Origin of the sequence: Sulfitobacter sp. M85, from assembly GCF_029285915.1 — a bacterium.
GTDB lineage: Bacteria > Pseudomonadota > Alphaproteobacteria > Rhodobacterales > Rhodobacteraceae > Sulfitobacter > Sulfitobacter faviae.
The window spans coordinates 503,126-515,047 of the sequence record NZ_JABECQ010000001.1 but is presented as its reverse complement, the minus strand read 5'-3'; the positions used below and the strand labels follow the sequence as shown (position 1 = coordinate 515,047).

Here is an 11,922-nt window from a genome sequence, read left to right as displayed (position 1 = left end):
CAGGCTGACACTAGATGATACGTTAGTTCAATGCCTCTCCTGGGCACCATATTCCCCGACAGATGATTGACTAAAGATCAGGCCTTAAACGGCCCCGACGCACCATCCCTTCGGGGCGCTGCGACCCGCCGGTCACGCACGGCCCTATTGGGCGCGGACACCCGCGTTTTGCAGGCAAAGCTGTAGCCGCGTAGCAAGCTCGGCCAGGCTGAAAGGCTTTTTCAAACAATCGCTTGCCCCCGCCGCCAAAGCGCGGCGCAGCAGATCGGCGTCTTTCCGGGTCGAGATCATGACGACCGGTATGCCCCGATAGAACGGCAAGCCCCTGACATGGCTACAGAACTCAAGCCCATCCATCGCGGGCATCATGAAATCTGTGATGATCACATCCGTCGCGATCCGCTTCTGCGTCAGCGCGACCAGAGCTTGGGCGGGGCAGCCATAATCTGCCACGCAGGAAAACCCGACCTCGGCGAGGGACGCTTGGATGAACTGTCGCGCGATTTCAGAATCGTCGATAACGATTGCATTCCAGTTCATTACGCCCCGCCTTACACTTTAATCACGCCCCAAGGGTCACCCTAGTGGTGAGAGACTTAATATGACGTGAATGCTTAAATGCGTTTGCCGACGAACATCGCCGAGTCGGAACGCACGCAGGCGATCTCACCCCTTTGCCAGATAAGCTCCCCCTGCGCGGTCGCGTATTTGCCCATGCTGACGCAGGCGGTGATCGGGGTGATTTCGGTAACGGCTTGGGCGGCGTCGAAACTGTTGCTGAACTGAATGGACATGGCTTGTGCTCCTGAGTTGACTTGTCTCAACCTTCACACATCTCGCCGCGCAATGCCTGCTGGCGTCGGGATAAGCGCCCTATTCTAAGGTATAGAGCGCCCCACCCTCGGGCTGCGGTTAATGCCTGTTCAGCAGCTTTTGGTACTTCGACACAAAGAGATGCGCACCCTTCATCTTTTGCGTCACCCAATCGCCCGCAGTGAAGAGCATCAAAAAGCTATTGCCGCGCACCGGCCCCAAGGGCAGCAGAATCGGTGCCTCCGCCCCCCAAGGGCGATAGGTTTTCATATCCCCCAGTTTGCGGCCCGTGATCAGCCCGGTGAGGGTCTTTCTCAGCCATGGCAACTGCCGGCTGACCGCGACGATGGTCATATTGTCGCCGGGGTCCGCCACATCCCCCGCGGCAAAGACATTGGGCAGGGATGAGGGGCGCAGATAGCCATCGGTCTTGATCCGCTCCGCAGCGGTGACCTCGGCCCCCGGCAGGTGCTTCAACAATTCTGACGCGGCGCGCGCGCCCAAGACGGGGAAGATCAGATCGAACGTCCGCTCCGCCCCGCCGTCGAGGGTGAGGCTGCCCGCATGTGGCTCTGTCATGGAGGCGAGCCCTTCGGCCTTCTTGCCAAGGATCAGCTCCACCCCGGCGCGCTTCAGCTTTCTGCTCAGCGAGGCACCGAGGCTGTCGGGCTTTCCGGCAAAAAGCTTGTCGTCTTTGGTGATCAGGGTGATCTCTTTGTCGGGCATGGCATGGGCGATCTCACCGGCTAGCTCGACCCCGACAGCGCCCGCGCCGATGATGCCCACGGTCTTGGCCGCCAGCAGTTTTTCACGCGTCTCTTGGTTCGCGGCCCGCAGCCCGTCGATATCTGCGCCCTTGGGCTTGAACGGCGTCGCATAGTCCGAGCCGGTGGCGACGACGATGTAATCCGCCTCGACCCGCGTGCCGTCCTCCAGCGTGACACCCTCGCCATCGACATCAGTCGCCCGCGCCGCGACAACGCGGCCCCGTTTCAACAAACGGTCATAGGGGATCAGCGATTCCTCAACCAAACTGGGCTGCACCACGGCGCGGATCATCGCGGAGGCATGTACGAAATGACTGCGCGGCTCGATCAAGGTCACCTCGGCGATCTGGTCCATCGCCTTGCCCAGTTCGGCCCCCAAATAGCCGCCCCCTACGATTGCGATACGCTTGCCCATCGGTGCCTCTCCTTTTGATCGGTTTCGCCTGCCGGACAGTCTGCCCACGCGGTCAGCTTTCTACATAGGTGCCCTATCACCGATTTCTCGCAGAACGTGGCGAAAGCCGCCGATCCTGCCATCACGGGGGGCTAAATGCCCATGCGATAAGCGCCGGGAAGGGCGCGATTCTCTTAAATGGTGCAACATATTGTTTAGAATCATCGCACCTGCTTAACTCCCCCCAGCGACAGGGAGAGCCGCGACACAATGAAAGACACCAAAGCAGAGACTTTTCTGCGTTTCGATAACGTCAAGAAGAGCTACGATCAGGAAAATCTCGTCGTCAAAGGCTTCGACATGGATGTGCAGGAGGGGGAGTTCATTACCCTTCTTGGCCCCTCGGGCTCGGGCAAGACCACCGTCTTAATGATGCTGGCGGGGTTTGAAAGCGTCACCTCAGGCGATATCGCCATCAATGGCCGGTCGATCAATAAGACCGCGCCGAACAAGCGCAACATCGGCATGGTGTTCCAGAACTACGCGCTGTTCCCGCATATGACCGTGGCCGAAAACCTCGCCTATCCGCTGAGCGTGCGCAAAATGTCCAAGGCGGATATCCAAGAGCGTGTGGCCGAGTATCTGTCGCTGGTGGAACTTTCGGCCTTTGGCGACCGTCGCCCCGGGCAGCTTTCGGGCGGGCAACGGCAGCGCGTGGCGCTGGCCCGCGCGATGATCTTCCAGCCGACGCTCATCCTGATGGACGAACCTCTGGGCGCGCTCGACAAGAACCTGCGCGAACAGATGCAGTTTGAGATCACCCGCTTACACAAGCAGATCGGCTTTACCGTCATCTACGTCACCCACGACCAGACCGAGGCGCTGTCGATGTCCGACCGGATCGCCGTCTTCAACGACGGTGTGGTGCAGCAATGCGCCCCGCCCGCGGAATTGTACGAGCGCCCGGTGAATGCCTTCGTGGCCGAGTTCATCGGCGAGAACAACTTCGTGCAGGGCCGCGTCACCCGGATCGAAGGCGAGATCGCCAAGGTCGAAACCGATACCGGCACGATCACCACGCAAACCTCCGAAGGGCTGACCGAAGGCGCGCAATGCCGCGTCTCGATCCGTCCCGAGAAACTGTTCATCCATCCCACGACCCACGCCCATGACAACGCGCTGACGGCAACCTTCGTCACGCGCATCTATGTGGGAGATTTCATCCGATATTATTTCCGCCTGCCGGACGGCACCGACATTATCGTCAAAGTGCTCAATGACCTGTCCGCGCCTGAGTTCGAAGAGGGCGCGACGGCGCAGCTGTTGTCCCTGACGAAAGACTGCATCGCCTTTGCCAATTAAGGGCGACCGGGGGCAAACCGGGGCCCCGCATAAAACCTGGACATGACAAGGAGAGACCGATGAAGAAGCATCTGAGTTATCTGGCCACCGCGGCGCTGATCGCCAGCCCCGCCTTGGCCGAGGATCTGACGGTGACGTCCTTCGGCGGGGCCTATGGCGCCGCGCAGATGGAGCATATGATCCAGCCCTATATGGATAAATCCGGCACCAACATCCTGTTCGAAGACTACGGCGGCGGCGTGGCCGAGATGAAGGCGCAGGTCGAGGCGGGCAACATCCTGTGGGATGTCGTCGACATTGAGGTGATCGACCTCGAACGCGCCTGTGCCGAGGGCTATCTGGAAGTGATCGACCAATCGGTTCTGCCCGATGGCGACGATGGCACCCCAGCGGCGGATGACTTCATCGATGACGCGCTGGCCAATGAATGCGGCGTGGGCAATATCGTCTGGTCCGTCGTCTTTGCCGTGAACACCGAGAACGGCGAAGGCCCGAAAACCATCGAAGACTTCTTTGATACGGAGGCGTTCCCCGGCAAACGCGGTCTGCGCAAGCGGCCGCAGGTCAACATGGAATGGGCGCTGCTGGCCGATGGCGTCGCCCCGGAAGAAGTCTATGAGGTGTTGGCCACCGAAGAGGGGCAGAAACGCGCCTTTGCCAAGCTCGACACCATCAAGGACGCCATCACTTGGTACGACAGCTGGTCGCAGGCCCCCGTGCTGCTGAACGACGGCGGGGCGACCATGGTGCAATCCGCCAATGGCCGCATCTTCGCCGCGATCAAGGACGATGGCGCCCCCTTCGAAATCGTCTGGGACAGCCACATCTATGACCTCGACGTTTGGGCCATCATGAAGGGCACCGAGAAGAAAGAAGAGGCGATGGAGTTCATCAAATTCGCCACCGGCACCGTGCCGCTCTCGGGCATGCAGGACGTGGCCTATGGCCCGACCCGCGCCTCTGCCCAAGCGCTGCTGCCCGAGGACGTGAAACAAGACCTGCCCACCGCGCATCTTGACGAAGGCGTCAAAGCCGATGGCATCTTCTGGGCCGACTATGGCGAGACGTTGGGCGAGAAGTTCAACGAATGGCTGCTGCAATAAGCACCCCGCCCCGCGCCTGACCGGGCGCGGGGCACCCAACCCCTATAGATGAGTAACCGCGTGTCCAGCCTCACTTCCCAAGACGCCGCCAATGCCCGTCGCCAAATGCGCAGACGCCGCCTGCAGGCGTTTCTTTTCGTGGTGCCGCTGCTGCTCTTCATCCTTTTCGCCTTTGTCGCGCCGATCACCACGATGCTGTTCCGCAGCGTCTACAACCCCACCGTGGCCGAACTGGTGCCCGAAACGCTGGAGATGCTCGAAGACTGGGAGGGCGAGAGCCTGCCCGACACGGCGGTCATCACCCAGATGGCCATCGACATGAAGCGGATGGCAAACAACCGCACCTCCGGCAGGTTCGCCGATGAGATCAACCGCGCCCTGCCGGGCATGTCGAGCGTCATCAAATCCACCGCCCGGGGCCTGCGCCGCGCCGAGGATGCCGAGCTTACCGCCAATGGCGCAGAGATGCTGCTGGAAAAGAACGACCGTTGGGCCAAGCCCGCCACTTGGCGCGCGATCCGCAGCGCCGGGCAGGTCTATACCTCAAGCTACTACCTCACCGCTGTCGATATGGAATACGACTCCGAAGGGGACATCGTCCAACGCGACACGCAGATCTACAAACAGCTCTACACCAAAACGCTGAAGATGGCGCTGATCATCACCGGGCTGACGATGCTGCTGGGCTATCCGCTTGCTTTCTACATGTCGCAGGCCAGCCCCGCGACGGCGAACTTCCTGATGGTCTTCGTCCTGCTGCCCTTCTGGACCTCGCTCTTGGTGCGCACCACCGCGTGGATCGCGCTGTTGCAAGCCGGGGGCGTGGTGAACTCCTCCCTGCTCTGGGCCGGGCTGATCAACGAGCCCATTGAGCTGCTCTACAACGAGTTCTCCACCATCCTCGCCATGACCCACATCCTGCTGCCCTTCATGGTGCTGCCGCTCTACGCGGTGATGCGCGGGATCGATTCGAGCTTCATGCGCGCGGCGATCTCCATGGGGTCTAATCCGATCGGCGCGTGGTACAAAATCTACCTGCCGATGAGCCTGCCGGGCCTCTCTGCCGGGGCGCTCTTGGTCTTCATCATCTCGGTCGGCTACTACATCACGCCCGCGCTGGTCGGCGGCACTGATGGGCAGATGATCTCGAACATCATCGCCTTCCACATGCAGGTGTCCAACAACTGGGAACTGGCGGCGGCCTTGGGCTCGCTCCTGCTGATCCTGATCCTCGTTCTCTACTGGCTGTTCGACCGTTTCGTCGGCACCGACAACCTTAAGCTGGGATGACGTCATGAGCCAACTGCCCGACTATTACACGATCTGGCACAAGGCGGGGCACTATGGCCTGCGCATTATGGCGGGGCTGGTGCTGGTGTTCTTGATGCTGCCGATCCTCGTCATCATGCCGCTGTCGTTCAATGCCGAGCCCTTCTTCACCTTCACCCAAGGCATGCTGTCGCTCGACCCGGACGCCTATTCGACGCGCTGGTATCAGGAGATCGTCGATGATCAGAAATGGCGCATCGCGATCCGCAACTCCTTCGTCATCGGCATCGCGGCGGCCAGCATCGCCACTGTGCTGGGCACGCTGGCGGCGGTGGGCCTCGCCTCGCCTTGGATGCCATTCAAACGGGTGATCACGGCGTTGCTGCTGTCGCCCATGATTGTGCCGCTGATCATCATCGCGGCGGGCATGTTCTTTTTCTACACGCAGTTCAACCTCGTGGGCACCTTCACCGGGCTGATCATCGCCCATGCCGCCCTTGGCGTGCCCTTTGTCATCATCACCGTCACCGCCACGCTCAGCGGATTCGACCGGTCGCTCTTCGTCGCGGGGCTAAGCCTCGGCGCTTCGCCGATCAAGGTGTTCTGGGACGTGGTGATTCCGCTCATCCGCCCCGGCGTGATCTCGGGCGGGCTTTTTGCTTTCGTGACCTCCTTCGACGAGGTGGTGTTGGTGCTGTTCCTCGCGGGGCCAGAGCAGCGCACGATTCCGCGGCAGATGTTCTCGGGCCTGCGCGAGCAGATCAACCCGACGATTCTGGCGGTGGCGACGCTGCTGGTGGTGCTCTCGGCGACGATGCTTTTTGTGCTGGAAGCCCTGCGCCGACGCTCGGCCCGGCTGCGCGGTCAGGAATAGGCGAAACCGCCCGAGGGCGGCACCAAACACCTGATCCATAACCATTTAAGGAGGGGGGTGAGTGGTGAGCCGTGATGGGTTCGAACCATCGACCTACTGATTAAAAGTCAGTTGCTCTACCAACTGAGCTAACGGCCCACTAGGCGGGTAACTAGAAATTACGGGCGGCAGGGTCAAGCCCTTAATTACGAAAATCTTGCGAGATGCTGGATTAGTTTTCATGCCGGGGTTATATGCGCCGAATGTACAGCGATCAGACCCCCGGTTTGCCCTTCATGAAGATGCATGGGCTTGGCAATGATTTCGTCGTGTTCGATGCACGCGCGGAAGGAATCGACGTAACCCCGGCGATGGCACAGGCCATCGGGCACCGGCAATTTGGCGTGGGATTCGATCAGCTTGCGGTGATCACGCGCGGGACGGGCAACGCGCATCTGACCTTTTACAACAGCGACGGCTCCCTTTCCGCCGCCTGCGGCAACGCCACCCGCTGCATCGCGCGCTATCTGATGGACGACACAGGCCGCGATTCGCTGCATCTGACCACCGCGCGTGGCGATCTGGCAGCGAAAGACGCCGGGGGTGGCTTGACCTCGGTCAACATGGGCCACCCGCAGCTGAAGTGGGACGAGGTGCCGCTGGCGCGCGAGATGGACACGCTGCACCTGCCGATCGACGGCGATCCGACAGCCACCGGCATGGGCAATCCGCATTGCACCTTTTTCGTCGAGGATGCCGAAGCGGTGGACCTTTCCGACCTCGGCCCCCGCGCCGAGCATGATCCGCTCTACCCCGAGCGCACCAACGTGCAGGTCGCGCAGATCGTCGGGCCGGACCATATCCGCATGCGCGTTTGGGAGCGCGGCGTCGGCGTGACGCTCGCCTCGGGTTCCTCCTCCTGCGCCACCGCCGTAGCCGCCGCGCGTCGGGGCCTCACGGGCCGTGCCGTGCGCATCGATCTCGACGGCGGCACGCTGCATATCGACTGGCGCGAGGATGGCGTCTGGATGACCGGGCCGACGATGCATGTTTTCTCCGGCAGCCTCACCCCCGAGTTTCTGGAGAGCCTGACATGAGCGCCCCGATTTTCAGCACCATGGGCTGCCGCCTCAACGCCTATGAGACCGAGGCGATGAAAGAACTCGCCGAGCAGGCAGGGCTGGAGAACGCCGTGGTGGTCAATACCTGCGCGGTCACGGCCGAGGCGGTCCGCAAGGCACGGCAGGACATCCGGAAGCTGCGCAAGGCACATCCCGAGGCGCGGTTAATCGTGACCGGCTGCGCGGCGCAGACCGAACCCGAGACCTTTAACGCCATGCCTGAGGTCGATGCCGTGATCGGCAACACCGAGAAGATGCAGGGTGCGACGTGGCAGGGCATGGCCGCCGATTTCATCGGCGAGACCGAGACAGTGCAGGTCGACGACATCATGTCGGTGACCGAGACCGCGGGCCATCTGATCGACGGATTCGGCACCCGCAGCCGCGCCTATGTGCAGGTCCAGAACGGCTGCGACCACCGCTGCACCTTCTGCATCATCCCCTATGGCCGCGGCAACTCCCGCTCAGTGCCCGCGGGCGTGGTCGTGGACCAGATCAAGCGGCTGGTGGACAAGGGCTTCAACGAGGTCGTGTTGACCGGGGTCGATCTGACCTCTTGGGGCGCCGATCTGCCAGCGACGCCAAAGCTCGGCGACTTGGTGATGCGCATCCTGAAGCTGGTACCCGACCTGCCGCGGTTGCGGATCTCCTCAATCGATTCGATCGAGGTGGACGAGAACCTGATGCAAGCCATCGCCACCGAACCGCGCCTGATGCCGCATCTGCATCTGTCGCTGCAGCATGGCGACGACATGATCCTCAAGCGCATGAAGCGCCGCCACCTGCGCGATGACGCGATCCGGTTTGCCCAAGAGGCCCGCGCGCTGCGCCCCGACATGACCTTTGGCGCGGATATCATCGCAGGTTTCCCGACCGAGACCGAAGCGATGTTCGAGAACTCGCTGAAACTGGTCGAGGAATGCGACCTGACATGGCTGCATGTCTTCCCCTACTCCGCCCGCCCCGGCACCCCCGCGGCACGGATGCCCGCGGTAAACGGTGCGGCGATCAAGGAACGCGCGGCCCGGTTGCGGGCGGCTGGCGAGCGGCAGGTGCAACGGCATCTTGAGGCGCAGGTCGGGCGCACACATGACGTGTTGATGGAGAACCCCCACATGGGCCGCACGGCGCAGTTCACCGAGGTGAACTTTGCCGCGCCGCAAGTTGAGGGTGCGATCGTGCGGGCCGAGATCACCGGGACTTCAGGCACGCAGCTGACCGCCTAGCGCGAAGGGCATCGCCCTCCCCGGGGGCGATAGAACGAGGCTGTGGCCGGAAGGGCTGCCGTACTCGAAACGATTCCGCTTCATGGAACCTCGCAAAATCGCCCTCCGGGGGGGGAGGGAGGGCGATGCCCGGTGTGCCACCGGGCGGAACCTGTTGAGAGGTTTTAGGCCAAATGGCCGCCGTCACTACGCATGGCCACAAAAAAGGGCGCCGGTCTCCCGACGCCCTTCTCATTTCCAAAAGCCGTGGCCCGATCAGCCGTCCTTGCGGCGGTTCTTGACCGGCGCCCAAAGCTTCTTGTTGGTCAGATAGAGCAGGACCGAGAGCAGACCCAGCAGAACAACCCCGGCAAAGCCAGCTTGTTTGCGTGCACCCAGCTTCGGCTCAGCAGTCCACATCAGGAAGGCAGAGACATCCTCGGACATGTGCTGCACGTCATTCGCATGTTCATCCGCGAACTCGACCAGCCCATCGGAGAGCGGGGGTGCCATGGCGATCCAGCCGCCGGGGAAAACGGTGTTCTCGTAGAGAACCGTGCCCGCCTGCTCTTTCTCTTTGCCGGTGTAGCTGGTCAGAAGCGCAGTGATATACTCCGGCCCGCCGATCCCTTTCAGGAACTGGTTGATGCCCAGACCATAGGGGCCGTGGAACGCAGCACGCTTCTTGGCCATCAGCGACAGGTCAGGTGCGTTGGATAGATTGGAGCCGGGGAAGTGATCGACCGGGGTGCCGGGACGGGTGTCGTCCAGCTCGGCGTCATAGACGTCATAGCCTTTGGCGTATTCGATCACCTGCTCTTCGGGCATGTTCGGACCGGTTTCGTCCGACAATGTCCGCATCGCGACATACTCCAGACCGTGGCAGGCCGCGCAAACCTCGGTGTAGATCTGCAGACCGCGCTGGAGCTGGTTTACGTCGTAACCGCCGAACGGACCATCGAAAGAGAAATCGATGTTGTCGATATGCGGTGTGGCGTGGGAATCGTCACCCTGATCGTCGTCACCGGCGTGATCTTCAGCGGCAGTTTCCTCGCCGTGGTCTTCCGCTTCCATGACACCCACGTTGGGGTCATCACTATGCGCCTGACCGGCAACATCGTCTTCGGCGATCACTTCGTTTTCAGCGTTTTCCTCGGCTGTCGATTGCGCTTCGTCCGTGGCTCCGACTTCTTCGGCAGGCGCTTCTTCGGCGTCTTCGGCAGAAACCTCTTCGGGCGCTTCCTCGGTGGCAGCATCCTCAGTGGCGGTTTCTTCGGCCGGGGCCTCTTCCGCTACTGGTGCTTCCTCGGCAGGCGCCGTTTCAGCCGGAGCTTCTTCGGTTGTCGCCTCTTCAGCTGGTGCGTCTTCAACCGGAGCCTCGGCAGCAGGTGCCTCTTCGGTTGCGGTGTCCTCAGCAGGGGCTGCCTCAACCGCGGGTTCGTCAGCCGGGGCCGCGTCGACCTCGGGTTCGGCTGCGGGCGCGTCAGTTTCAGCAGGTGCCTCTTCCGCCGCTGGCGCTTCAGCAGGCGCGGTTTCGGCTTCGGCCTCCGGCGTTTCCGCCGGAGTTGTTAGCAGTTCTTCTTCTGTCGCTGTGTCCTGCGCCAGCACCGCCGTCCCCGGCAGGGCAAGGCCCAGAGTTACCACGGCAGAAAGGAGGTTGGTCTTCATCATGGTCATGATCCTTATTCCGCCGGGTTCACAAGCGTCTTGGTGCCGCCTGCCTTGGGCGCGTAATGCGCGTCAAAGTCGGCTTCGATGGTTTCAGGCTGCGCCAGCGGCTTCTCGATCACGCCCAAGAGGGGCAGAATCACGAGGAAGTAGGCGAACCAATAGGCCGAAGCGATCAGTGAGAAGCTCGCATAGGGCTCTTCTGCGGGCATCGCACCCAGCCACATCAGGGCGAAGAAGTCGATCACCAGCAGAGCGAACCACCATTTGAACATCGGACGATACCGGCCCGAACGTACAGAGGATGTGTCCAGCCATGGCACCAGCGCCATCACGGCAATCGCACCGAACATCGCCAGCACGCCGAAGAACTTGGCGTCGATGATGCCACCGGTCACGAAGGACGCGATCTGCACAACCCAAACCTCAGAGGTGAAGGCCCGCAGGATCGCGTAGAAGGGCAGGAAGTACCATTCCGGCACGATGTGTGCAGGCGTCGCCAGAGCGTTGGCTTCGATGTAGTTGTCCGGGTGGCCCAGATAGTTCGGCATGAAGCCAACAACCGCGAAGAACAGCGTCAGGATCACGGCCAGCGCGAACAAGTCCTTGATCACGAAGTAGGGCCAGAACGGCAGCGTGTCTTTCTTGGCGTCTTCCTTCGAGGTGCGGCGCACTTCGACCCCGGTGGGGTTGTTGTTGCCGGTCGTGTGGAAGGCCCAGATGTGCAGCACCACAAGGCCCGCAATCACGAAGGGCAGCAGATAGTGCAGCGAGAAGAAGCGGTTCAGCGTCGCGTTATCAACCGCAGGTCCACCCAGCAGGAAGGTCTGCAGTGTTTCACCGACAAAGGGAACCGCGCCAAAGAGGCCGGTAATCACGGTCGCGCCCCAGAAGGACATCTGACCCCAAGGCAGAACATAGCCCATAAAGCCGGTGGCCATCATCAGCAGATAGATCAACATGCCGATGATCCATGTGATCTCACGCGGGGCTTTATAGGAGCCATAGTAGAGACCACGGAAAATATGCGCATAGACCGCGATAAAGAACAGCGACGCGCCGTTCATATGCAGATAGCGGATCATATAGCCGCCGTTCACGTTGCGCATGATGTGCTCAACCGACGAGAAGGCCAGATCGACATGCGGCGTGTAGTGCATCACCAGAACGATGCCGGTGATGATCTGCAGTGCCAGACAGAAAGTCAGCACGATGCCCCAGATCCACATCCAGTTCAGGTTCTTGGGCGTGGGGATCATCAATGTGTCGTACAACAGGCCAACGATGGGAAGGCGGCGGTGCAGCCACTTTTCGCCGTTCGAATTCGGCTCGTAATGGTCGTGAGGAATTCCAGACATCTCTCTTCC

General features: G+C 61.4%; 11 protein-coding genes and 1 tRNA gene. 6 read left to right on the top strand and 6 right to left on the bottom strand.

Annotated elements, in window-relative coordinates; translation table 11 throughout:
- Positions 1-144 precede the first annotated feature (144 nt).
- From HKX24_RS02585 to HKX24_RS02575, 3 genes are all read right to left on the bottom strand, one after another.
- Positions 145-540 carry a response regulator gene (locus tag HKX24_RS02585; RefSeq protein WP_271692770.1) on the bottom strand — a complete coding sequence of 132 codons (396 nt, stop codon included), beginning with the start codon at positions 538-540 and terminating at the stop codon, positions 145-147.
- Between the two features lie 74 nt (positions 541-614).
- Positions 615-794 carry a hypothetical protein gene (locus HKX24_RS02580; RefSeq protein WP_168613435.1) on the bottom strand — a complete coding sequence of 60 codons (180 nt, stop codon included), beginning with the start codon at positions 792-794 and terminating at the stop codon, positions 615-617.
- Positions 795-912: 118 nt separating this feature from the next.
- Positions 913-1,995, bottom strand: coding sequence for an FAD-dependent oxidoreductase (locus HKX24_RS02575; protein ID WP_276153791.1), 1,083 nt, complete (start codon positions 1,993-1,995; stop codon positions 913-915).
- 249 nt (positions 1,996-2,244) lie between these two features.
- On the opposite strand from HKX24_RS02575, the gene HKX24_RS02570 reads away from it, so the two are divergent.
- The 4 genes from HKX24_RS02570 to HKX24_RS02555 are packed head-to-tail and all read left to right on the top strand — an operon-like array spanning position 2,245 to position 6,582.
- Positions 2,245-3,336 (top strand): ABC transporter ATP-binding protein, encoded by a 1,092-nt coding sequence (locus HKX24_RS02570; protein ID WP_067265756.1) that lies wholly within the window; start codon positions 2,245-2,247, stop codon positions 3,334-3,336.
- Positions 3,337-3,395: 59 nt separating this feature from the next.
- The gene (locus tag HKX24_RS02565) at positions 3,396-4,439 is read left to right on the top strand and encodes an ABC transporter substrate-binding protein (RefSeq protein ID WP_276153790.1); all 1,044 of its coding nucleotides are present in this window, start codon (positions 3,396-3,398) and stop codon (positions 4,437-4,439) included.
- A 60-nt stretch (positions 4,440-4,499) separates the two neighbouring features.
- Positions 4,500-5,729 carry an ABC transporter permease gene (locus HKX24_RS02560; RefSeq protein ID WP_276153789.1) on the top strand — a complete coding sequence of 410 codons (1,230 nt, stop codon included), beginning with the start codon at positions 4,500-4,502 and terminating at the stop codon, positions 5,727-5,729.
- A gap of 4 nt (positions 5,730-5,733) precedes the next feature.
- Positions 5,734-6,582, top strand: coding sequence for an ABC transporter permease (locus HKX24_RS02555; protein WP_067265764.1), 849 nt, complete (start codon positions 5,734-5,736; stop codon positions 6,580-6,582).
- Between the two features lie 62 nt (positions 6,583-6,644).
- Here HKX24_RS02555 and HKX24_RS02550 read toward each other — a convergent pair.
- Positions 6,645-6,720: transfer RNA gene (locus HKX24_RS02550), tRNA-Lys, on the bottom strand.
- 104 nt (positions 6,721-6,824) lie between these two features.
- On the opposite strand from HKX24_RS02550, the gene dapF reads away from it, so the two are divergent.
- Both dapF and mtaB read left to right on the top strand, forming a co-directional pair.
- Positions 6,825-7,658, top strand: coding sequence for a diaminopimelate epimerase (gene dapF / locus HKX24_RS02545; protein ID WP_276153831.1), 834 nt, complete (start codon positions 6,825-6,827; stop codon positions 7,656-7,658).
- The gene (gene mtaB, locus HKX24_RS02540; protein WP_276153788.1) at positions 7,655-8,908 is read left to right on the top strand and encodes a tRNA (N(6)-L-threonylcarbamoyladenosine(37)-C(2))-methylthiotransferase MtaB; all 1,254 of its coding nucleotides are present in this window, start codon (positions 7,655-7,657) and stop codon (positions 8,906-8,908) included. The genes dapF and mtaB overlap by 4 nt, the downstream gene beginning before the upstream one ends.
- A 255-nt stretch (positions 8,909-9,163) precedes the next feature.
- Here the strand turns inward: mtaB and HKX24_RS17615 are convergent, their stop codons facing one another.
- Together HKX24_RS17615 and petB are read right to left on the bottom strand one after the other, a co-directional pair.
- Complete coding sequence (locus HKX24_RS17615; protein ID WP_346428850.1) at positions 9,164-10,558, bottom strand: cytochrome c1; 1,395 nt, start codon at positions 10,556-10,558, stop codon at positions 9,164-9,166.
- An 11-nt stretch (positions 10,559-10,569) separates the two neighbouring features.
- Complete coding sequence (gene petB, locus HKX24_RS02530) at positions 10,570-11,913, bottom strand: cytochrome b (RefSeq protein WP_067265773.1); 1,344 nt, start codon at positions 11,911-11,913, stop codon at positions 10,570-10,572.
- Positions 11,914-11,922: the final 9 nt, after the last annotated feature.